The sequence below is a fragment of the Hydrogenophaga luteola genome (assembly GCF_042648585.1).
GTDB classification, from domain to species: Bacteria; Pseudomonadota; Gammaproteobacteria; order Burkholderiales; family Burkholderiaceae_C; genus Hydrogenophaga; species Hydrogenophaga luteola.
Map to the genome: position 1 here is coordinate 652,842 of NZ_JBHRXX010000007.1, position 22,611 is coordinate 675,452.

19 protein-coding genes are annotated in these 22,611 nt (G+C 69.5%); 16 read left to right on the top strand and 3 right to left on the bottom strand.

Annotation, left to right across the window (positions count from 1 at the left end; all coding sequences use genetic code 11):
• Positions 1-148 precede the first annotated feature (148 nt).
• From ACFOPI_RS17890 to ACFOPI_RS17965, 16 genes are read left to right on the top strand one after another with little or no spacing between them, the layout of a single operon-like run.
• A complete protein-coding gene (locus ACFOPI_RS17890) occupies positions 149-967 on the top strand; it encodes a type II secretion system protein (protein ID WP_382176753.1) in 819 nt (272 codons plus the stop codon).
• Positions 968-998: 31 nt separating this feature from the next.
• On the top strand, positions 999-1,895 hold the full coding sequence (locus ACFOPI_RS17895) for a pilus assembly FimT family protein (RefSeq protein ID WP_382176756.1): 897 nt from the start codon (positions 999-1,001) through the stop codon (positions 1,893-1,895).
• Positions 1,895-2,374 carry a hypothetical protein gene (locus tag ACFOPI_RS17900; RefSeq protein WP_382176759.1) on the top strand — a complete coding sequence of 160 codons (480 nt, stop codon included), beginning with the start codon at positions 1,895-1,897 and terminating at the stop codon, positions 2,372-2,374. Before ACFOPI_RS17895 ends, ACFOPI_RS17900 begins: the two co-directional genes overlap by 1 nt.
• Positions 2,371-3,660 (top strand): hypothetical protein, encoded by a 1,290-nt coding sequence (locus ACFOPI_RS17905; protein WP_382176762.1) that lies wholly within the window; start codon positions 2,371-2,373, stop codon positions 3,658-3,660. Before ACFOPI_RS17900 ends, ACFOPI_RS17905 begins: the two co-directional genes overlap by 4 nt.
• Positions 3,661-3,679: 19 nt before the next feature.
• Positions 3,680-4,270, top strand: coding sequence for a hypothetical protein (locus ACFOPI_RS17910; RefSeq protein ID WP_382176764.1), 591 nt, complete (start codon positions 3,680-3,682; stop codon positions 4,268-4,270).
• Positions 4,270-4,962, top strand: a complete 693-nt coding sequence (locus tag ACFOPI_RS17915) for a hypothetical protein (protein ID WP_382176767.1) — start codon at positions 4,270-4,272, stop codon at positions 4,960-4,962. Before ACFOPI_RS17910 ends, ACFOPI_RS17915 begins: the two co-directional genes overlap by 1 nt.
• Positions 4,959-5,753 (top strand): type II secretion system protein, encoded by a 795-nt coding sequence (locus ACFOPI_RS17920; RefSeq protein ID WP_382176770.1) that lies wholly within the window; start codon positions 4,959-4,961, stop codon positions 5,751-5,753. Before ACFOPI_RS17915 ends, ACFOPI_RS17920 begins: the two co-directional genes overlap by 4 nt.
• A 44-nt stretch (positions 5,754-5,797) precedes the next feature.
• Positions 5,798-7,516: a pilus (MSHA type) biogenesis protein MshL gene (mshL, locus tag ACFOPI_RS17925; protein ID WP_382176773.1), complete on the top strand. Its 1,719-nt coding sequence runs from the start codon at positions 5,798-5,800 to the stop codon at positions 7,514-7,516.
• The gene (locus tag ACFOPI_RS17930) at positions 7,513-8,505 is read left to right on the top strand and encodes a tetratricopeptide repeat protein (RefSeq protein ID WP_382176775.1); all 993 of its coding nucleotides are present in this window, start codon (positions 7,513-7,515) and stop codon (positions 8,503-8,505) included. Before mshL ends, ACFOPI_RS17930 begins: the two co-directional genes overlap by 4 nt.
• Complete coding sequence (locus ACFOPI_RS17935) at positions 8,502-10,019, top strand: AAA family ATPase (RefSeq protein WP_382176778.1); 1,518 nt, start codon at positions 8,502-8,504, stop codon at positions 10,017-10,019. The genes ACFOPI_RS17930 and ACFOPI_RS17935 overlap by 4 nt, the downstream gene beginning before the upstream one ends.
• Positions 10,003-11,676, top strand: coding sequence for a GspE/PulE family protein (locus tag ACFOPI_RS17940; RefSeq protein WP_382176781.1), 1,674 nt, complete (start codon positions 10,003-10,005; stop codon positions 11,674-11,676). Before ACFOPI_RS17935 ends, ACFOPI_RS17940 begins: the two co-directional genes overlap by 17 nt.
• A gap of 2 nt (positions 11,677-11,678) precedes the next feature.
• A complete protein-coding gene (locus tag ACFOPI_RS17945; RefSeq protein ID WP_382176784.1) occupies positions 11,679-12,950 on the top strand; it encodes a type II secretion system F family protein in 1,272 nt (423 codons plus the stop codon).
• 11 nt (positions 12,951-12,961) lie between these two features.
• On the top strand, positions 12,962-15,145 hold the full coding sequence (locus ACFOPI_RS17950; protein WP_382176787.1) for a hypothetical protein: 2,184 nt from the start codon (positions 12,962-12,964) through the stop codon (positions 15,143-15,145).
• Positions 15,142-16,353, top strand: a complete 1,212-nt coding sequence (locus tag ACFOPI_RS17955) for a type II secretion system protein (RefSeq protein ID WP_382176789.1) — start codon at positions 15,142-15,144, stop codon at positions 16,351-16,353. Before ACFOPI_RS17950 ends, ACFOPI_RS17955 begins: the two co-directional genes overlap by 4 nt.
• Entirely contained in the window at positions 16,350-17,663 is a 1,314-nt protein-coding gene (locus ACFOPI_RS17960) for a prepilin-type N-terminal cleavage/methylation domain-containing protein (protein WP_382176791.1), read from the top strand. The genes ACFOPI_RS17955 and ACFOPI_RS17960 overlap by 4 nt, the downstream gene beginning before the upstream one ends.
• Before the next feature lie 26 nt (positions 17,664-17,689).
• Complete coding sequence (locus ACFOPI_RS17965; RefSeq protein WP_382176794.1) at positions 17,690-18,418, top strand: type II secretion system protein; 729 nt, start codon at positions 17,690-17,692, stop codon at positions 18,416-18,418.
• Between the two features lie 42 nt (positions 18,419-18,460).
• On the opposite strand, the gene ACFOPI_RS17970 is transcribed toward ACFOPI_RS17965, so the two are convergent.
• The 3 genes from ACFOPI_RS17970 to ACFOPI_RS17980 form a co-directional block, all read right to left on the bottom strand.
• The gene (locus ACFOPI_RS17970) at positions 18,461-20,005 is read right to left on the bottom strand and encodes a cryptochrome/photolyase family protein (protein WP_382176796.1); all 1,545 of its coding nucleotides are present in this window, start codon (positions 20,003-20,005) and stop codon (positions 18,461-18,463) included.
• Position 20,006: 1 nt separating this feature from the next.
• Positions 20,007-20,174 carry a DUF2256 domain-containing protein gene (locus tag ACFOPI_RS17975; RefSeq protein WP_382176799.1) on the bottom strand — a complete coding sequence of 56 codons (168 nt, stop codon included), beginning with the start codon at positions 20,172-20,174 and terminating at the stop codon, positions 20,007-20,009.
• A 510-nt stretch (positions 20,175-20,684) separates the two neighbouring features.
• Positions 20,685-22,601, bottom strand: a complete 1,917-nt coding sequence (locus tag ACFOPI_RS17980) for a B12-binding domain-containing radical SAM protein (protein ID WP_382176802.1) — start codon at positions 22,599-22,601, stop codon at positions 20,685-20,687.
• Between the last annotated feature and the right edge of the window lie 10 nt (positions 22,602-22,611).

Here is a 22,611-nt window from a genome sequence, read left to right on the forward strand (position 1 = left end):
GCGCGCGGGGCGTGGCCTCACGCCGACGAATTTGTCACGCTTTTTCTAACAAGTTGTTACCTCTGAGGAGTTGTGACAGCTTGTGACAGATTGCGTACATCTGTAGTTCCTAAGCTTCATCCATCGCATCCTTGTCACGGAGAAGCTAATGAAATATGGATTCCGTCGCGGCCACGTTCCTTCCGGGCGACAGCGGCAATCGGGTTTCACCCTCGTCGAGCTGGCCGTCGTGCTGGCGGTGATCGGTCTGATCATTGGCGCCATGGCCATCGGCAAGGATGTCCAGCGCAACGCCGAGTACACCAAGATCAAGAACAAGTTCATTGATCAGTGGGAGCAGGCTTACAACCAGTACTACCAGCGCACCGGCGTGGTGGTGGGTGACGACCAGGTCGCTCCGCGCCTGATGGTCAATGGCGCCACCTACACCGCTGCTGCCGGCCAGCCGCTGTCGGGCGGCAACATGGCTGGCGCGACCCCGCCTGGCCGCACCTGCGACAAGGCCGACGGCCCCAACATGGCCACCCGCGGCGCCACTGCCGCTACCAACCTGCGCACCCTGATGACGCAGACCGGCATCCGCATGCCCCCCGGCCGCGCCGAAGGTTTCGAAGACCGCTATGTCTACCTGGACAGCAACGGCAACCCGCAGGAGGTGCAGGTCTGCTTCCAGTGGAACAACCCCACCTCGGCCGAAGGCGCGGGCAACGTGATGATCATTTCCGGCCTGACCCCCGACCTGGCCCGCATGCTCGACCAGATGGTCGACGGCAAGCCCGACGCCCAGGAAGGCCGCTTCCGCAAGCAGGCCATCGCCAACGGCACCGCCAACGCGCCCGGCGTGCAGTGGAACCGCACCAACGACGACTCGATTGATTCGACCGTGGCCTCTGGCTCTGGCGACAACGAACGTCTCGACGAGAACCAGGTGGTCACGATGGTCGCCATCTACAAGATGAACCAGTGATCCAGCGCCCAGCGGAACGAAAGACACCACCATGAAGAAGTTTTCGACCTCCCGCCGCGCCCGCCAGGCCGGCTTCACCCTGATCGAGCTGGCCCTGGTGCTGGCGGTGATCGGCCTGATCATCGGCGCCATCGCCATCGGCAAGGATGTGCAGCGCAACGCCGAGTACACCAAGATCTCGAACAAGTTCCTCGAGCAGTGGAAGATGGCCTACGACCAGTACTACCAGCGCACGGGCACGGTGGTGGGCGACTGCCAGCAGGCGCCGACCTACATGGTCAATGGCGCCGAGACGTCGATCGGTGGCTCCGGCGCCTGCGCGCGCCCTGGCCAGCAGGCAGTGGCCGGCATCCCCGAGAACTTCGGCAACACCGGACTGAAGATCTGCGAGGGCCAGGGCTACGCTGCTGGTCAGACCGGCGGCGGTGACGCCACGCTGGCGGCGCAGACCCTGCGCACACTCATGACCCGCCACGGCGTGCGCATGCCCGCCGGTCGCGGTGAAGGCCACGAGGACCGCTACGTCTACCAGGACACCAACGGCAACTCCACCGAGGTGCAGGTCTGCTTCCAGTGGAACACCGCCGGCACGACCAGCGGCGCCGGCAACGTGATGGTGGTGCGTGGCCTCACGCCCGACCTGGCGCGTTACCTCGACCAGCTGATCGACGGCAAGCCCGATTCGCGCGAAGGCCGCTTCCGCATCCAGGGCCGTGCCGGCCACACCCAGGCCGTGGACGCCAACGCGCCCGGCACCGCCTGGGAAGCCAACAACACGGTGGCCAGCAACATCGGCGGCAACAACCAGGTGGGTGGCGACGCCACCGCCATCGGCGCCAACAACCCCGGCGGCGCCACGGCCGAGGGCCGTCAGTACGACGAAGACCGCGTGACCCTGCTCACCGCCCACTGGGTGATGGACCAGTGATGGATGCCTCCCGACGTCTGCGCCTGGTCCTGCTGGGCGTCGCCACGCTCGCGCTGGCGGTGGCGGCCTGGTTCGCCTGGCAGGCTGTGGGCCGGTTGGGGCAGGCCCGGTCGGAAGCGGCTTCGGCGCGCGCCGAACTGACCCAGCTGCGCGGCCTGGTGCCCGCGCTGGAGCAGCACGAGCGCTACGCCAAGGACGCTGAGGACATCAAGGCCATGGTGGCCAAGGCGGGTTTCGATCCCGCCCGCTGGTCCAACCGCAAGCTGCAGCGAACCACCGCCCTTCTCAGCCGCCGCGACGCCGAAATCCTGCTGGTGCAGCAGATCGGTGCCAGCGGTGCGCAATGGTTTGCCGCCGACTACTTCGACGTGACCGTGGCCTCGCCCGGGGCCGGCCTGTTCTCCCCGGTGCTGCAGGACGACCGGGGCTTCAACGTCGAGATGGCCGGTGTCGTGTACTTCCCCCTGGTGAGCCGATGAAGCCCGAGCAGATTCTCCTAGTCTCCCAGCAGGGCTGGTTCCGTTTCGCCGCTGGCGAGATGCGCGAGATCGCACCCTGGCCCGAGCTCACCGGCGCCGCGGTGGTGGTGATCGACTTTGCGGACTCGCAGGTCGGCATCCAGTCCACCAAGGGCAAGCCCGAGTACGCCGCGGCCCAGATTGAAAAAGTGGTGCGCGCCGAAGGCGCGGTCGAAGGTCCCATACAGGTCTTCGTGCACAAGCAGATGCGCCACGCCGACAGCTGCCAGACGCTCTACACCGCGGTCGCGCTGGACGACTGGCAGCGGCACCAGGACTGGGCTCAGCGCCAGCGCGACCACTGCATGGTCGTGCCGCTGGTGGCAATGCTGACCACCGGCTCCGGCAAGGACGAGCCGCTGCGCATGGTGCGGACCGGGCAGCAGATCCATGCCTACGGCGAATCCGACAACAAGATGCACTACGCCACGGCGGCGGCCATCGGCACCGATGCGACCGACTACCTGGCGCCGGTGCGCACCATGATGGCCCAGCTGCGCGCCAGTGGCTGGCGGAGTGCCGCAGGCGTGCGATGGGGCGCCGTGCGGACCGACGATGCGGGCACCGAGCAGACGCTGCTGGCCAGGCTCGCCGAACTCGGCGGTCTCGAAGCGCGCCTCCTGCCACACGAATCCTTCCGCACCGAAGGCGGCAAGGCGGCTTCGGTGCTGCCGGGCCTGCTGGCCAGCATGCCGGTGCGCGGCTTCGTCGCCTCCGGTCTGCAGCGTCTGGCCTGGCTGAGCGAGGGCTATGTGCTGCCCCTGGCCGCCATGGTGGCCGTGGTCGCGCTGGGGCTGGGCGGCTTGGCCGTGTACGCCGAGCAGTCCGCGGTCCAGGAACGGCAGGCGGTGCGTGCGCTGAACGACGAGATGGAGCCGCTGCGCACCCGCGTGGCCGCGGCCACCGCCGCCGGAGGCACCGGGGTGGAAAGTGCGGATCTGGCGTTCGCCCGCCAGCTGGGCTTTGCCGCCACCCACGACCCGGTGCGCATGCTCACCACGGTGCGCCAGGCGGCCGGCGCCGGTGTGCGCATCCAGCGCGTCCAGCTGGCCAAGGCCGACCAGGCGTCCAAGGCGCGTTTCCGCATCGACGGTGTGGTGGCCAATGGCTCCAGCGTCGAACTCAGCCGCTTCCTGGGCGCCTTGAGGGCCCAGGGCTGGGAGGCCGAATCGACCACGCCCAACGACGGCTCCGTGGGCGCTTTCGCCTACCACCTGCGCCGCGTGGCGTCGGGTGGCAACAGCTGATGTCCGAACAGAACTCCCGATGAAATACGTTGCCCTCACACTGAGCCTGATCGCCGCAGCGCTGCTCCTGCTGGCCGCGGCGATGATCGGCAATCGCATCGGCGTCGAGCGCCACACGCTGGCGCCGGTGCAGATGTCGCTGCCTCCTCTCTCGCCGCAGGTGGTGGCCGACCAGGCGGAGCTCAAGGTCTCGCTGCAGGCCCTGCTGGACGCCGCGGCGCGCCGGCCCATGGGCCTGATGGCGGCCGGTTCCGCCGCGCCGGGCATCCGCCCGCTGGAGAACTACGACAGCCTGTTCGTGCTGCCGCCGCAGACGCCAACGCAGATGGCGGCGCTGGCGCCACAGCCGCGCGCCGGCCACGTGCGCCAGCCGCTGTCGTCGGTGCCGCTGCCCAAGGTGAGCGTGGTCGTCGAAGGCGCCGAGCGCAAGGCCGTGGTGGACGGTCACCTGGTCCGCGTGGGCGATGCCGTGGGCGACGGTCTGGTGGTGCGTGCCATCCAGGTCGGCGCGGTGACCTTCGGCTACGGCAAGGAAGAACTGGTGGTGGCGGTGCCCCTGGAGCGGCTGCGCGTGCTCGGCGCCTTCCCCGCGAAGGCAAAGGCCAACTGATGAACAAAGGGGTCGTTGCCGGGGCAGGACTGGGCCTGGTGCTGCTCGCCTTTCTGGGCGGGTACTGGCTGGCCAACAGCGGTTCGGCGCCCGCGCCCGCCGCTGGCAGCGCGTCGGCACCGTCTCCAGTGACCGCGGCAGGGCCTGCCGGTGAAGCTGCGTCTTCGGCCTCCGGCGCAGCGTCCACAGGTGCACCGGTGACGTCCGCGCCGGCGGCCGCCCAGTCTTCCGCCGCTGAGCCGGCCTCGCCCGTGGCGGGCGCCCCGGCGCCGGGTGCTGCGGGCCCGTCGGCCGCTGCACCGGCGGCGGGCGGCTCCAGGCTCACGCCCGAAGAGCGCCGCCAGCTGCGCGCCAGCATCCGCGCCAAGCTGGCCGCGTTGCAGGCCAAGGGCCCGAACGTCTCGATCGCCGAGGCCCAGGCCGTGATGGACGAGGTCGAGCAACTGGGCCGCGGCGAGTTCGATCCCCGCTATTTCAAGGCCGTGCGCGACATGCTCGGCTACTCGGGCCGGGTGCAGACGCTGAGCAAGGAGCTGCAGTCCATCGCGTCCAGCTCGAACGCCAAGGACGTCGCCCGCCGGCAGGCGATCCTGGCCGAGATGCGCGACCTCAGCGATCAGATCAGCCAGAGCGCCGCGCAGGTGCAGTCTTACGCGCGCCCGCTGCCGGCGCCGGCAGGAACGCAAAAGTGAGCACGTCCCTGCATCTCCGGCACACGCTTTCGCGCGCGGCCCGTGTGCGGCGCGTGCGCGGCTTTTCGCTGGTGGAGGTGGCGATCGTGCTGGTGGTGGCCGGGCTGGTCAGCTGGGCCGCGTTCACCGCCTTCGACACCGTGTCCGAACAGCAGGAGCGCGAAGGGGCGATGTCCCTGGCGCGCCAGATGCAGGGCAGCCTGCGCGCCTTCGCCATGCGCCATGGTCGCCTGCCGTGTCCGGACAGCGGGGCCACCGCGACCGGCTACGAATCACTCACCGGCGGCAACTGCACCGCCGGCAACCAGGTGGGCTGGTTTCCCTACGTGGCGCTGGACATGGAAGTGCCGCAGGAATCGCTGCGGGCCCGCTATGCGGTCTTCCGCGCCGCCAGCGCCACGCTGGCCTCGGACGCCGACCTCGCGGTGGCGGTGGAACGCACCGGCGACGCCGCCGGCGATGCCACCCAGCTGGATGTCACCGACCTGATCGTCGGTCTGGGCAACGCCGCCTCGCTGGCGCTGTCGACCTCGCGCGCCCACCTCACCGGCGACGCCGGTCCGGCCGGTGCCATCGACTGCGCGGCCAACACCGTCATGCCGGTCGCCTACTGGCTGGTGCTGCCGCTGCACGACCGCAGCGGTGACGGCCTGCGCCTGGACCCCCCCCACACCGCGGCGGGCCTCTGCGCCGCCAGTCCCAACGCCCCGATCCGGTCCACGTCCGACGACGTGGTGCTGGCCGAGTCGCCCGCGCAGCTTGCTGGTTGGCTGAGAAGAAGCATGCCCTGAGCACAGCCGCCCGTTTTCCGATGTCCCTCGCACACACCACTGCCATGCAAAAGACCCAACTGCCCTTCCCGACGACCGCACTGGTCAAGGCCACCGCCACCCTTTCGGTGGTGCTGCTGTCGGCTTGCGTGGCTCCGCCGCCGCAGAGCGCGAAGAACCTGAGCGACCCGGACACCGAGTCGGTGCGGCGCATCCAGGAAGTGGCGCAGGCCGAGTCGCGCAAGCTGCTGGAACAGCAGGAGCGCCTGCTGGCCGAGCTGCGCAAGACGGCTGCGGCCAAGGCGCTGGAGCCGCCGGCACCGCAGTACGACCCGCTGGAGGGCCGCACCATCAGCGTGTCGATCTCCAACGGCACCATCAGCCAGATCCTGACCGCGTTCGCCGACGCAGCCAAGGTCAACCTCATCGTCGAGCCGGCGGTGGTGCAGCAGGGCGCGCTGACCGACATGTTCCTCAAGGACGTGTCCCTGCGCGAGGCCTTCAACGAGCTGCTGCGCAGCTACGACGTGTCGGGCGAGATCCGCAACCAGACCATGCGCATCCGCCTGCACGAGGAGAAGTTCTTCGCGATGAACTTCCTCAACGTGAACTCGCAGATGTCGCTGAACTCCGGCGGCAACGTGTTCGGCTCCAACTCCAGCAATGCCAACTCGGCCATCTCCGGCGCCCTGTCGATGACGGCCTCGTCGACCCAGCGGGCCGACCCGTACACCGAGATCGAGAACAACCTGCGGGCCATCCTGGGCGAGAACCGCCCTGCGAACGAGTCGTCGCAGACGGCGGCCACCAACGCGCGCACCCCGCAGGAACCCACCCAGGTGCAGCAGCCCAACCAGAACCAGGCCTTCACCCTCAACCGCACCTCCGGTACGCTGTTCGTCAAGGCCCGCCCGTCGCAGATGCGTGCGGTGGAGAAGCTGATCAAGCAGACCCAGGACATGCTGACCAAGCAGGTCTACATCGAGGCGCAGCTGATCGACGTGCAGCTGGGCGACGGCTACCAGCTGGGTGTGGACTGGACCCAGCTGCGCAGCCGCCTGGCGCTGAACTTCGGCGTCGACGCGCTCAACCTCTCACCCACCGGTAACGGCAGCCTGCCCGGTTCGCGCGGCAGCTACCCCGGCAGCAGCCTGACCATTCCGGCGCGGGCCATCGGTTCGTCCAGCGGCCTGGCCACCGGCGGCATCGGCTACGCCGACACCAACGGCTCGGCGGTGATCAATGCGCTGCGCAACTTCGGCACCCTGCGCATCCTCTCCAATCCCAACATCCAGGTGCGCAACGGCACGCCCGCGATGCTCTCGGTGGGCACCAGCCTGAAGTACGTCTCGCGCTCCAGCGCGGCGCAGAACAACATCGGTGGTGGCGCCACCACCACCTCGTCCGAAGTGCAGACCGATTCGGTGTTCTCGGGCGTGATGGTCGGCGTGCTGCCCATGATGCGCGACGACGGCAAGATCGAGCTGCTGATCAACCCGGTGCAGAGCGATGTGGACCCCAAGACGCTGGAGCTGGTGCAGGTCAACCAGTTCAACTCGGTCAGCCTGCCGCAGGTCGCCTACAAGGGCCTCACCACCACGCTGAACGTGGGCGACGGCGACGTGGTCGTGGTCGGCGGCCTGATCGACCAGAAGTCCTCCGGCTCCAACAGCGGCGTGCCCTTCCTGGCCGACGTGCCGGTGTTCGGCAAGCTGGTGTCGCAGGAAGGCGATGCGCGCTCGTCCCGCGAACTGATCGTCGTGCTGCGCGTGCGCCTGCTATGAGTCTGATCTACCAGGCACTGAAGCAGACCGAGCAGGAGGCCCCGGCTCCCGTGGTGGCCAGCGCGGCCGCCCCAGCGCCGCGCGCGGTGCAGGCGGTGCCGGCTGCCGCCCCCGTCCGTCTGCGCGGCCCTCTGCTGCTGGGTGCCTTGGTGGCCGGCGCGGGCATCGTGGCGGGGCTGCTGCTGTCGCAGCGCGAACCGGTGGCCGGTGTGGCCGCCACCGCCGCGCCGTCGGCGCCCGCGGCCATGGTCCCGGTGCCGGCCGAGGAGGCGCCCCTGCCCACGGCTGCGGTCGCGCCATTGCCGGTCGCCGCGCCTGCCGCTGCTCCTGCCACCTCGTCCGCTGCTGCGCATGCCGCCGTGGCGGCCCTGCCCGTGGTCGAGCCGCCCCTGCCGACGGTGCCGCCGCGGCTGATGCTCTCCACCTCGCTGACCGTGCGCCCGGCCGCTGCCGCGACCGAGCCCGCCCCCTCGGTCGCCACGCCGCCCGCTGCCGCTCCTGCGGCCGCGCCAGCACCCGCTGCGGCGCCGGCCCCCGCCCAGCCGGTGTCGCAGGCGCGCCCGGCGCCGGTGGAGGTGACGGTGCGTGCCACCGGTGGTGCCACCGAGGGTGCGTCCAACGAAGACATCAGCGAGCTGTTCGACGGGCTCAACCGTGCGCTGGAAGCGCGCGACGAAGCGCAGGCGCAGCGCCACCTGCAGGGCATTCGCAGCCGCCTGCCCGAAGGCTCGCTGGCGCGCTTGCGCGCCGAAGGCTGGCACGCCTACCGCACCGGCGACGCCGAGCGGGCGCAGCGCGTCTACCGCCGGCTGCTGGAGAAGCTGCCCGGCGACGAGAACGCCAGCCTGACGCTGGCCTCCATCGAACGCCAGGGACAGCGGCCCGACCAGGCCCGCGAGGTGCTGGCGCGCTCGCTGCGGCACAACCCCAACTCCACTGTGCTGCGCGCGGCGCTGGACCAGGCCAGCCAGTCCGAGGCCGCCCGATGAACGCGCGCAACAGCCACCTCGCCACCCTGGGTCTGGTCCGCAACCCGTTCCCCTACACGCCGGACGCGGGCTGCTACTTCACCACGCCGCATCTGGAGGAACAGCGCGTCGAGCTGGAGCACTGCATCCTCTCGCGCAAGGGCTTCTGCCTGCTCACCGCCGAGGTCGGCATGGGCAAGAGCACGCTGGTGCGCCGCCTCATGGCCGACCTGGCGCCGCGCCAGGTGGTCTCGGCCCTGGTGTTCAACACCTTCCTGCAGGGGCCCGAGCTGCTGTCCGCCGTGCTGCAGGACTTCGGGCTGCAGGCCACCGGCTCGATGGCGACGGACATCAACGTCCTGAACACCTTCCTGCTGGACAACCACCGCGAGGGCAAGACCTGCCTGCTCATCATCGACGACGCACAGAACCTCACGGAAAGCTCGCTGGAGCTGATCCGCCTGCTGTGCAACCTCGAAACCGACCAGGAGAAGCTGCTGCAGATCCTGCTGGCCGGCCAGCCCGAGCTGGAGGCTACCCTGGCGCAGCACGGCCTGCGCCAGCTGCGCAGCCGGGTGGTCAAGCACGCCCGGCTGTACGGGCTGAACAGCATGGAGATCGCGGACTACATCCGCTTTCGTTTCGAGTCCTCGGGCAGCGACGGCAGCCTGCTGCTGCAGGCCGACGCGTGCCAGCTGCTGCTGCAGGAAACCGCTGGTGTGCCGCGCCAGGTCCATCTGGTCATGGACCGTTGCCTCTATGGCCTGGCGGCGCGCAACGGCAAGGTCATCGACGCCGCGCTGATGAAGCAGGCCATCCAGGACTGCCGCATCCAGCTCGACGCAGGCGCCGCCGAGGCCGCGCCGTCGGCACCAGTGGTCCCGGCCGTGGCCGCTGCGGCCACCCCGGTGCGCCGCTGGGCCCCGCTGGCGGCGGCCCTGTCGGTGCTGGCGGTGGCGGCGGTGCTCTGGTACCAGGGCGCGCTCCCCGTGCAGGCCAAGGCGGTGTCGCCGGTGGCTGCGCCCGCGGCGGCACCTGAAGCGGCCGTCGCCAAAGCCGCTGAACCGGAAAAGGCCCCCGCACCTGCGCCCCAAGCCGCACCGGCTGTGGCGCCTCAAGCCGCCGCGCAGGCGCCGGCCGCCACGCCGAACGGCGCCTGCGCCACGCCGCCTTCGTTGGCGCAGGACCGGGTGCTCACCACCCAGCCGCTGCCCGAGCTGGCGCACCGCCTGCTGGGCGGCCGGCTGGCCCGGCTGGACGACGTGTGCCTGGAGTCGCGCCAGGGCCAGCCATGGATCACCTGGGCCGCGCCAGCCGCCGGTTACGACGACAAGGACCGCCTCTCGGCGGCACGCTTCCAGATCGCCCTGACGCGCTACGGCAGCCTGCTGCCGGCCGACGTCGACGGCGTCTGGGGCGAGAAAAGCCGCAACGCCCTGCAGCGCTTCCAGTCCGGCATCGGTCTGGAACCCACGGGCAAGGTCGACCCATTGAGTGGACTGATTTTGGAGAAGTTTTATGTACAAGAGCAGTGACGGTACCGGCGTGACGCCGGGAGGGGACCGTCGCAACCTGGGCAGCTTGCTGATGTCCAGCGGCCTGGTCACCCAGGTCGACATCGACTACGCCTGCCAGAAGCAGGCGGTCGAGGGTCAGAAGCTGGGCCGCATGCTCGTGGAGCTGGGCTTTCTCAGCGCCAAGGACCTGGCGCGCCATCTCGCCATGCAGCGCGGCATCGAGTTCCGCGACGTGCCTCCCGCGATCGACGAGGGTGTGGCCGCGGCCTTCAACCGCAGCCTGTGCCTGACACACAACTTCCTGCCCATCGGGCGCGAGGGCGAGCGCATCCGCATCCTGCTGGGCGACGCCGAGCCCGAGCTGGTGTCGGCACTGGTGCAGCGCCGCGTCGGCCAGGAGGCGGTGTTCTGGCAGGGCGATTTCTTCGCCGTGGTGGACGCCATCCACCAGCACTACTACTTCCAGGAAAACCCGGTCGAGAAGCTGATCGCAGCCGAGATCCGCAAGCTGTCGGACGACCGCGACCACGCCTTCAGCCCCGAGCGGCTGATGGAGCTGATCCTGCACACGGCGGTGCGCGAGCGCGCCACCGACGTGCACCTGGCCCCCACTGCCAACAGCCGCACCGTGCTGATGCGGGTGGACGGCGTGCTGCGCCCGATGTTCGCCATGCCGCCGTCGCTGGACCGCCTGGTGGCCTTCATCAAGCTCAAGGCCGACATGGACGCCAGCGAGCAGCGCCTGCCGCAGGACGGCAGTTTCACCATCCAGCTGATGGACGCGGCCTACACCATCCGCGTCTCGACCATGATTTCGGAGTTCGGCGAGCGCATGGCCCTGCGCCTGCTGGCCGAGCGCAGCGACCTCGACCGCCTGCAGGACCTGGGTTTCCTGGACGAGGACGTGGCCGAGATGGAGCGCTCGTTCTCGCGCCCGCACGGCCTGATCCTCATCACCGGGCCGACTGGCTCGGGCAAGAGCACCACGCTGCACGCCGCGCTGCGGGTGCAGCCGCTGGTCGAACGCAACGTGCTGACGGTGGAAGACCCGGTCGAGTACCGCGTGCCGGTCGCCTGCCAGACCGAGGTGAACCGCCGCGCCGGCTACGACTTTGCCAGCGCCATGCGCCACTTCCTGCGCCACGACCCGGACATCATCCTGGTGGGCGAGGTGCGCGACGCCGAGACCGCGCGCGCCGCGCTGGACGCCTCGTCCACCGGCCACCTGGTGCTGTCGACGCTGCACGTGGGCGGCATCTTCGGCGTGGTGCCCCGCCTGCGCCTGCTGGGCGTGGACGCGGAGACCGTGGCCGAGAACCTGGTGGCGGTGATCAACCAGCGCCTGGTGCGCTGCATCTGCCCGCACTGCAAGACCAGCCGCGCGGCCACGGACGAAGAACGCCGCTGGCTGGGCGAGGGGGTCGAACAGGTGTTCCACGGCACCGGTTGCAACCACTGCCGCGGCAGCGGCTACCGCGGCCGGGTGCCGGTGTACGAGATCCTCACCGTGCGCCGCGAACTGGCCGACGCCATCGTGGCCGAAGCGCCGCGGGCGCGCCTGCGCGAGCTGGCCGAGGCCGGTGGCCTCAAGCCCATGGAGCGGCTGGCCCGGCGGCGCGTGCTGGCCGGTGAAACCACGATGGACGAGATCCGTCGAGCCATCGGACTGGATTGACCATGAGCACCGCAGGTCTGCGCACCTACTTCTACCGGGTCCTGCTGCCGCATGGCAAGGTCCAGACCGGCTTCCTGCGACTGCTGGTCGAGCGCGACCACTCGGCGCGCCTGCGCCTGGAGCAGCAGACCGAAGGCACCGTGCTCACGCTCAAGCGGCTGCCGCAGTGGCTGTCCATGCTCGACGACATGCGCCGCAAGGTCTTCGCCGGCCACGTGCGGCCGGTGGACCTGGCCGGCTTCCTGCGCGACATGGGCATCATGCTCGACGCCGGCGTGCCGATGATGGAGGCCCTGCGCACCCTGATCGAGGACCAGTCGGGCCACCCCGGCGTGGCCGACATCGCGCGCCGCGTGCACACCGACATGGGCTCGGGCATGCGCATCACGCAGTCCTTCGCACGCCACCCCGACGTGTTTCCCGAGACCGTGCGCAACCTGGCCGAGATCGGCGACGAGTCCGGCGCGCTGCCCAAGATGCTGCTGGAGTCGGCGGCCCACGTGGAGCGGCTGATCGACATCAAGCGCGATATCCGCACCGCCATGATCTACCCGATGCTGGTGCTGGCGTCCATCATGGCCGTGGGTTTCTTCTGGCTGTACTACGTGGTGCCCAACCTGGCCCAGCTGTTCAAGCAGCTGCGCGCCAAGCTGCCGCCGCTGACGCAGTGGCTGATCAACGTGTCCGACGTGCTGGTGCAGTACCTGCTGCTGGTGGCCATCGGCGTGGTGCTGCTGGTGGTGGCCCTGGTCTGGCTGTACCGCTCGGTGCCGAAGTTCAAGCAGGGCTGCCACGAGCTGATGCACCGCTTGCCCATCCTGCGCACGCTCTCGACCTCGTCGGGCATGGCCTTCATCACCGAGCACCTCTCGCTGCTGGTGCGGGCGGGCCTGGACTTCATGATGAGCCTGGACGTTCTCTCGCGCGCCACCTCCAACGAGTACTACCGCGCCCGCCTGATCAAGGTGCGCGACGGCGTGGCACGGGGCGAGGGCATTGGCGCCTCGATGCGCCGCGTCGGCGGTTTCCCGCCCATGGCGGTGCGCATGATCTCGGTGGGCGAGGAGTCGGGTTCGCTGGAAAAGCAGCTCGACCGCCTGTCCGACGAATACCGCAAGCGCCTGGACGTGGTGGTCAAGTCGCTGGGCGAGATCGTCAAGCCGGCGCTGATTCTGCTGGCAGGCGGCCTGTTCATCTTCCTGATCGTGGCGCTGCTGCTGCCGATCTACGACCTGGTGCGCCAGTCGGTCAGCCAGTCCATGGGGGGCGGCTGATGGCCATCCGGGTGTCCCTGCCATCCCGCCGCATCGTGCAGCGAGGCTTCGGTCTGCTGCAGGTGATGCTGCTCATCGCCGTGCTGGGCGGACTGGCGACCATGGGATTCCTGGAGTGGCGCGAGCGCACCGCCATCGAGAACGCGCGGCTGGAGCGGCTGAACCTGTCCCAGGCCGACCAGGCGCTGCAGACCTTCGCCACCGTCGCGCGCCGCCTGCCGTGTCCCGACACCGACCGTGATGGCGTGGAGGACTGCGGCGGCACCGAACAGAAGGGCTGGCTGCCCGCCACCACCCTCCGCATGGCCGGGGCCGACCCGGGCGTGGACATCGGCCAGATCCGCTACCTGGTGCAGCGCGGCGCGGGCGACTTCGACCTGACGGTGCTGGACGACGCCTGGCGCCCGCTCGAGTACGACGACGACGGCACCACCTTCTTTGCCATGCGCGATGCGCCGCCGTACCAGGAAAACATCCGCACCCTGGCCGACTTCTGCCAGCGCCTGCAGGCCGGCGCCGACACCGCGCTGGCCGCCGGCATGGCGCAGGTGAACGCGGCACCCGCACGCGCCGTGGCCTACGCCCTGGCCCACCCTGGCGACGAGGACACCGACGGCGACGGCTCGCTGTTCGACGGCGCCAACACCGGGGCGAACAGCGTGCTGGAGGACCCGCAGCGCAGCCCGATCCTGGCGGCCTACGACGACATCGTGCTTGACCGGCCCTTTGCCGCGTTGCAGACCGCCTTCCACTGCAACGTGCTGAACGACTCCATCAACACGGTGGCGCTGGCGCACGACATCTCCAGCTCGGTCGACGAGATGAAGGAGGAGAACATCGAGGCGGCCGAGCGCGCGATCATCTTTGCCTCCATCGGCGCCGCCATCACCGCGGTGGAAACCGCGGCCGTGGTGCTGGAGGGCATCAGCGACGCGGGCAACGCGGCCGGCGAGTGGGCCATCTGTATCGCCTCGCTGGGCATCGCGGCCAACGCCTGCGCGGCCGCGGGCATCCACACCGCGTCGGCGGCGCTCACGGCCGGCGTGATCGTTGCCAACGTGGCCTCCATCGCGGCGAACGTGACGGCGGCCGTGCTGGCCGGCAACGCGCTGGCCCTGGCCGACAGCACGGTCAACGCTTCGTCGCTGAGCTGCACCGTGCCCGACCTGACGACCCAGCTCAACCAGGCGCAGGGCGAGCTCAACGACGCCATCGCCGACCGCCAGGCCATCGTGAACGAGATCGCGGCCAAGCAGGTCGAACTGAACAACGCCATTGCGGCACGCAACCAGGCCATCGCCAACCTGCGGTTCTGGGTGCGCTGGGGCTACCCCTGGTCCAGCATCGACGGTCGGGTCGACACGCTGCTGTCGTCGGCCGGCACCTGGGGCACCGCCAATACCAGCTACTCCGACGCGACGGCCCAGGTGCAGCTCTACCAGGACGCGGTGACCAACTGGACCAACACCCGCGACGACTACGCCAACATGATCGCCAACCGCACCACGCTGATCAGCCAGCTGCAGTCGGAGATTGCGGCGCTGGACACGCAGATCGCGGCCACCACCGATCCGGTGGCACGTGAAGCGCTGCAAACGGAGCGCCTGGAAAAAACCGCGCGCCTGTCGCTGCTGCAGGATGCGACCGCGCTGCAGAACGAATACAACAACGCCGTCACGCGGCTCGCCGAGGCACAGTCCAACCTGGCCGCGGCGCAGTCGGCGCAGACCGCCGCCCTGACCTCGATCAACTCGGCCCAGTCGTCCTACGCCAGCAACTACAACAGCCTGCAGAACCCGGGCCGCTACCAGCTGCAGGTGCTGCCCAGCGTGGTCTGGGCCTGCTCCACCACCGCCATCAACGTCTGCCAGCCCGGAGACATCAACACCTACTCGGCGATCCAGACCGCGCTCAACGACCTGTTTGGCCCGGCCACCAACGTCGCCCAGGCCCCGGGGCCGAGCAGCCGCTACTTCCGGCCGGAGCAGATCCAGCGTGAGATCGACGCGCTGGAGGACTCGCTGGACGCTGCAGACGACCGCATCGACGCGGCGCAGGACTCCTACGACTCGCTGGCGGCCCAGGTGGCCAACCCGCCGCCCTGCAACATCACGGGCTCCGGCGTCACGCCGATGCCGCCCTCCGCTGCACAGAGCATCCTGACCAACGTGGACATCAAGGGGGGCACGCGATGAGGCGGCCACCGTTCAGACAACGCGGCTTCTCCTTGGTGGAGATGGGTGTGGCCCTGGTGGCCATCGGCATCATCGGCGTCATGGCTTGGCGCTGGGTGGCGACCACGCAGGCGCCGATGGACCGCACCGACATGCAGCGCCAGCTCAACGAGGCCCAGGCCGGGGTGGAGGGCTTCCTGCTGGCGAACCACCGGCTGCCGTGTCCGGCGGCTGGCACCGACGGGGTCGAGGCCTGCGGCAACGCGACGGCGGTGCGCTTTCCCTGGCGCACGCTGGGCATGGACAGCGACCTGGCGGCGCTGCACTACGGCGCGAACCGCGGAGGTGGTGCCGACCTGGCAGCCCTGCCGACAGCCCAGGACTGGCCGGACTTCGGCCTTACCTTCACCGAGGTGCCGGTGTTCCCGGCGCTCAGCCCCGTGCCGGCCGATGTGACCGCCGCGGGCACCCGCGTCAGCGCTTCCTACGCCGACGCGGTCGCCCTGCGCCCGGTGGTCAACGGGCTGGACTGGTGCGCCGTGGCGCGCCGCCTGGCGGCCAACAGCGGGGCTACCGGGGTGCTGCGCGCCGGCGCCACCGGCGGCAGCGTGCCGGTGGGCTTCGTGATCGCCCACCCGGGCGCGAACCGCCAGTTCGACGGCAACAACGCCGAAGGGGCGAGCGCCAGCTTCCGCTTCGACCTGCCGGGCCGTTCGCAGGACCTCAACTACGACGACCTCATGCTCGCCGTCGGCCCGGGCGACCTGTCGGCCCGCCTGGGCTGCGCGGTGCGCCTGAGCGAGATGCAGGTGGCCATGCAGTCGAGCTACGCGGCCTACGACACCGCGCGCGTGATGCAGCAGTACTGGTCATTGCTGCGCTTCGACATCGACCAGGCCGAGTCCGCGGTGGACGGCGCTGAGTCAGGTGTGGCCCTGGCCGCCATGGGCCTGGCGCTGGCCACCACCAGCGCGGTGCTCAGCATCGCCTCGGCGGCCAACACCGAAGGCGTGACCGCCTTCGTGGTGGTGATGGCCGCAGTCAACGTGGCCGCGTCGATTGCCGAGACCGTGCTGGCCGCACAGGACCTGACGGCGGCCCAGGAGGACCTGCAGGCCGCCCGCGACAAGCTGGTGGCGGGCAACGCCTACGCCATCCACGTCTACAACAGCCTGGCCGACGCGCTGGACCACGCGGTGGTGACCGACCGGAAGGGACTCAACCCATGATGAAGCGCCACCAGGCGGGTTTTTCGCTCGTCGAGCTGTCCGTCGCGCTGCTGGTGCTGGGCCTGGTGCTGCTTGGCGCGGTGGTGTACTGGCAGTTCCAGGAACGCCAGCGCGTGGGCACCGTGCAGATGGATGTGCAGCTGCAGGCGCGCGATGCCCTGGTGGGTTTTGCCCACGCCCAGCACCGCCTGCCGTGCCCGGCCACCGACGCCAACGGGGTCGAGTCCTGCGCGGCGGGCGCCGGCCTGCGCCAGGTGGGCTATGTGCCCTGGCAGACCCTGGGTCTGCCGCGTCCGGAAGCGGGCCGCCTGCGCTACGGCGTGTACCGCGAGGCCTCGGCCACCGCGGCCGAAGACCGTGATCTGGCCGTCGCGCTGGACCGCATGAACCCGCTGCGTGCGCTAACGCCCAACCCGCGCCCGCAGAACGGCAACGGCCCCAATGGCAACATGCCACCGATCCCTTCGCTGGCCACGGTGCAGCTCGGTGCCACCGAGGCCACCAGCGGCACCGACCCGCTGAACGCCGCCTGCAACGCCGCCAACAGCCCGCCCTGTGCGGTGGGCGGCGCCCAGTCGGTCAACCAGATCGACCTGTGCCTGGCGCTGAACACCTCGACCGATGCCTTCGCCGCACCGGCCGGGCGGCTGGCGGTGTCGGCCTCCGGTTCGCGCCGGACGGTGGCCTTCGTCATCGCGGCGCCGGGCATGCTGGACGCGGACGGCAACGGCCTGTCCTTCGACGGCCTGAATTCGACGGTCAGCGATGCCGACCCGACGTTTGCCGCACCCCGCACCACCATCAGCGACGCCTACGACGACCAGGTCATCGCGATGAGCGCGGCCGAGCTGTTTTCTGAATTGCGCTGTGGCGGTGCGCTGTCCACCGCATCACACGCCCACTTCAACGCGGCCACCGGGGCGCTGGTGATGGAGCGCGCGATGTACGACTACCGCGACCAGCTCTACGTCGCGATCCGTCTGGCCGAGGCGGATGTGGCCGCATCGGCGGCGGGCATCGCGGGTGCCATCTCGGCGGACCTGGACGCGGCCAAGGAGATGCTCTCGGCCGTGGGCGACACCACCATGAGTGCGGGTGCGCGTTCGTTCCAGATCGGTCTGGCCGCGGCCGGCATCGTGGCAGCGGTGGCGGGATCGGCGGCGGCAGCGGCCTCGATGGTGCTGTCGGTGGAGTCGCTGAACGCGGCCCGTCAGGACCACGCCGACTTCGCAGCGCGCACCACGGCCGCGACCGACCTTTCCATTTCCGTGAACCGCAATGCCCTGCGGGCCGACGCCATCGGCTTCTGAACGCGGCGGACCCCGAGGTGAACCCCATGAACAAACCTTCTTTCTCTGCCCGCCGGCCCGGCCTCGCCCGGCAGCGCGGCTTCACCCTGATCGAACTGGGCGTGGCCCTGCTGGTGATCGGTCTGCTGCTGGGGGCGGTGGCGGTGGGGCGCGACCTGCAGCGCACTGCGTCGTACCAGCGGCTGTCGACCGACTTCGTGCAGGGCTGGCAGCTGGCCTACGAGGCCTACGTCACCGGCGTGGGCTACCCGCCGGGCGACAACCCCACGGACCCGACCGGCCGCGTCAACGGCAACGTCGCGCCCGCGGGCACCGCGCTGTGCGGCAACGACCTGATCAACGCCTTCCTGGCCGCTGGTGTGCGCCTGCCCGAAGGCCGCACCGAGGGTCAGCAGGACCGCTACGCCTACCTCGACAGCAATGGCAACCCGCAGGAGGTGCGGGTCTGTTTCCAGAATGTCGAATGGGCCGAGCCTGGTGCCACCGTGGGTACCTACGTGACGCGTCGGCGCAACGTGATGACGATGCAGAACGTGACCTTCTCGCTGGTCTCGCTGCTGGACCAGCAGGTGGACGGCAAGGGCGACGCCCGCTTCGGCAAGCTGCGCGACATCTCGCTGGCGAACGCGACAGGCGAAGCCAACGGCCGGGTCTGGCCCCTCGACGACCGCATGGCCTTCGGCAGCACGACGCCGACCACGTTGGACGAGTCGCAGGTGGCGGTGACCACGGCGTACTTCCAGATGCTGCGCTGAGGCCAGCGCCGGCCTCGCGGCGCCAACCGCTCGTTGGCGCTGTCAGGTCAGGGCGGCCCGGTGCGCCCGGGCCTGTTCGGCAATCGCCTCGCGCGCTTCCGGCGCCAGCCGGTCCAGGTTTTTCATCTGCATGGCCATGCGCGGGTTCTGCCGCAACATGGCCTCGTGCCGCATCAGGAAGTCCCAGTACAGCGTGGTGAAGGGGCAGGCCTTGGGGCCGGTGGACTGGGCCGGGTCGTAACGGCAACCACTGCAGTGGTTGCTCATGCGCTGGATGTACTTGCCCGTGGCGACATAGGGCTTGCTGCCCAGCAGGCCGCCGTCGCCGTACTGGCTCATGCCCAGGGTGTTGGGCAGTTCCACCCATTCCACCGCGTCCACGTACACGCTCAGGTACCACTCATGAACGGCCTGCGGCCGCACGCCCAGCAGCAGCGCATACAGGCCCGTGACCATCAGGCGCTGGATGTGGTGCGCGTAGCCATGCGCCAGCGTCTGCGTGATGGCTTCGCGCAGGCAGGCCATCTCGGTCTCGCCGGTCCAGTACCAGGCGGGCAGCGGCGCCTGCGCCTCCAGCGCGTTGCGCTCCAGGTAGCCGGGCATCTGCGTCCAGTAGATGCCGCGCACGTATTCGCGCCAGCCCAGGATCTGGCGGATGAAACCTTCCACCGCGGCCAGTGGGGCGTGGCCGTTGCGGTACGCCGCTTCGGCCGCGGCCACCACCTCGCGCGGGTTCAGCAGCTTGAGGTTGAGCGCGGCGCTCAGCTGCGAATGCCAGAGCCAGACCTCGCCGGCCCACATCGCGTCTTCGAACTGGCCGAACAGCGGCAGGCGGTGGTTGATGAAGTGGTCCAGCGCGCGCAGGGTCTCGGCGCGGGTGACGGGCCAGGCGAAGCTTTGCAGCGACCCCGGGTGGTCGTCGAAGCGCGTGTTGACCAGTTCGATGACTTCTTGCGTGATCACGTCCGGCGGCACCCGGAAGGGCGGCGGCACGTTCTGCGGACCGGCCTTGCCGAAGCTCTCGCGGTTGTCGGCGTCGAAGTTCCACTGGCCGCCCGCCGGCTGCTTCCCGTCCATCAGCACGCCGTGTTTCTGCCGCAGCTCGCGGTACCAGTATTCGAGGCGCAGCTGCTTTCGGCCCTTGGCGTGCGCAGCGAAGTCGCGCACCGTGGAAAAGAAGTGACGGTCGTCGCGCAGGTCCAGCGGCAGGTCGGCCTGCGCCGCCACGGCGCGCAGGTCTTGCAGCACGCGCCAGTCGCCGGGGGCGGTGAGGATGAGGCTTTGCGGTTGCAGGTCGGTGATGGCCCGTTGCAGTTCACCCGCCAGGGTGCCGGTGTTGTCCGCATCCTGAAGCTGGGTGTAGCGCAGTGGCAGGCCGCGCTCTCGCAGCTCGGCAGCGAAGTGCCGCATGGCGCTCAGGAAGATCGCGGTGCGCGGCTTGGCCGACCAGACGTGGGTGGATTCTTCGGGCACCTCGGCCATCCACACCCGGTCTTCCGCCGGGTCGAAGCCGTCGAAGGCGGTGCTGTCGTGGTCCAGCTGGTCGCCCAGCACGAGGACCAGATGGCGGATCGGGGAGGCCGGCATGTCAGGCATTCCGCGCTGAAGGGTTCTTGCGCGCCCGGCAGGCGTCGGAGCAGTACTTGACCTCGTCCCAGTTCTTCGCCCAGGCCTTGCGCCAGCTCATGGGCCGGCCACAGACCACGCAGGGCTTGCTGGGCAGGTGGGCCTTGTTGCCTTTGAAGTCGCTTTTCACAACGGGGTTGTATCGCAGGATCCAAATACCGCACCCAACTTCGGGATTCTGTGGTGCCACACCAGCCACGACTTGGCAACACGGAGGTTAGAGTCACATGTATCGCAAATGTGGCCCGTGACCATCTGCGTAGAACTCAGTTGCCCGGAGTTGTTTCATGCCCAGCGGAAGTCAAAGTCGAGCCATTGACGTACTGCATTCCTACCGTTGGTATGGCGCACTGGCGGGCGCCTTGGCGGGTGGTTTGATCGGAGTTTCGGTCGCCGGACCGAACTTCTACCAATGGGCTCCCTGGCAGAGCGTGTTGACGCTCCTGGGCTGCGGCTTGCTGCTTGCACTCTCTGGGTATGTGGCCGTGGCACTTGCCATTGGCTCGATGGCGGGCGGGGCGACTGCGGGGGCGCACACAGACGGCGACACCACGTCGCCTGCGTGCTCGGGAGGGGAGTCTGACGGGGGAGGAAGCTGCGGCGGGGAGTGAGTCAGCTCGGTTGAGGCACATCAGACCCGTCAAGCCAGCGCCTTGGCGATCTTCCCCCGCTTGACCGTGGGTCGCGGCACTTGGCAGGGCAGGTGCTCGAACCAGCGGCGCACGTCGTCGTCCACGCACAGGCCGTGCATGTAGTTGTAGATCGCCTTGCGCAGGCCCTGGCCCAGCACGTCGTGGTCCACGCCGGGTGGCATGGGCGTGGGGTCGGTGAAGCCGATGTCGTTCTTGGCGAACGTCACCTCGGGCAGCGGGATCAGCTCGACGCCATAGGCCGCCGGGTCCATGCCCACCGGGGAGTGCACGGTGCAGGAAAAGCGGTGGAAAAAGCCGCTCTGGATGCAGCCGTTCTCGAACAGCTGGCGCACGTATTCGAGCGCGTCCACCGTGTCCTGCAGGGTCTGCGTCGGGAAGCCGTACATCAGGTAGGCGTGCACCAGGATGCCGGCGTCGGTGAAGCCCTTGGTGACGCGCGCCACCTGTTCGACGCTCACGCCTTTTTTCATGAGGTTGAGCAAGCGGTCGCTGGCCACCTCCAGCCCGCCGCTCATGGCGATGCAGCCGCTTTGCGCCAGCAGCTCGCTCAGCTCGGGTGTGAAGGTCTTCTCGAAACGGATGTTGCCCCACCAGCTGATCTGCAGGTCGCGGCGGATCAGCTCTTCGGCCAGCGCCTTGAGCGCCTTGGGTGGCGCGGCCTCGTCCACGAAATGGAAGCCGGTCTGCCCGGTCTCGTTGACGATCTTTTCGATGCGGTCGGCCAGGGTGGCCGCGGTCGCGGTCTCGTAGCGGCCGATGTAGTCGAGGCTCACGTCGCAGAAGCTGCACTTCTTCCAGTAGCAGCCGTGCGCCACCGTCAGCTTGTTCCAGCGGCCGTCGCTCCAGAGCCGGTGCATGGGGTTGAGCATGTCCAGCAGGCTCAGGTAGCGCTCGATCGGCAGGCCGTCCCAGGTGGGCGTGCCCACGTCCTCGAACGGGATGTCCGGCTCGGCCAGGTTGACGTACTTGACCTCGCCGTTCTCGCGCAGGAAGGTGCGCTGCAGGCGTTGCTTGCCGCGCTCGCCGTGCAGGTGCTCGATCAGCGAGAGCACCGGCCGCTCGCCCGCGTCCAGCGTCACGTAGTCGACGAAGTCGAACACGCGTGGGTCTTTCAGCTCGCGCAGTTCGGTGTTGACGAAGCCGCCGCCCAGCCCGATGCGGACGTGCGGGTTCTGCGCCTTGATGGTCTGCGCGATGCGCAGGGCCGCGTACATGGCGCCGGGGAAGGGCACGGACAGCAGCACCAGCGTGGGCTGGTGGCGGTGCAGGGCGGCCAGGGTCAGGTCGTGCAGCAGCTGGTCCACCAGGGTGGGCGGCGTGGCCAGTGCATCGGCCAGCGGGTCGAAGCTCGGCTGGCTGCTGGCCAGCGACTCGGCGTAGCGCACGAACTCGAAGCGCTCGTCCGCCGCGTCGCGGATCACGTCCGACAGGTCGTTGAGGTACAGCGTGCACAGGTGGCGCGCCTTGTCCTGCACGCCCAGCGCGCCGAAGGCCCAGCCCAGCGGGTCGCCGCTGCCGTCGTCCACATAGTTCTCCAGCGCGGAAAAGCGCGGCCCTTCGGGCAGCAGCCCGCGCGCGGCGATGCGGTAGGCCAGCGTCGAGTCACGCCCCTGCAGGTAGGCGATCACCGGGCCGATGGTGGCGCGGTAGGCGTCGAACTGGTCGAGAAAGTTGTGCACGCTGGCCGTGCGCTGGGCCTCGGGCTGGGCCAGCGCGCAGCCCCGCAGCGCCTCCAGCCCGGCCGGCGTGAACAGGTGGAGCACCAGCGCCAGCGCCAGGTCTTCCTGCACCGCGTCGATGCCGCGCGAGCGCAGAAAGCCCGTGAGGTAGGCGGTGGAAGGGTAGGGCGTGTTGAGCTGCGTCATCGGGGGGATGAGGCTCAGCACGCGGAAGGGGGTGGTCATCCCCCGATTG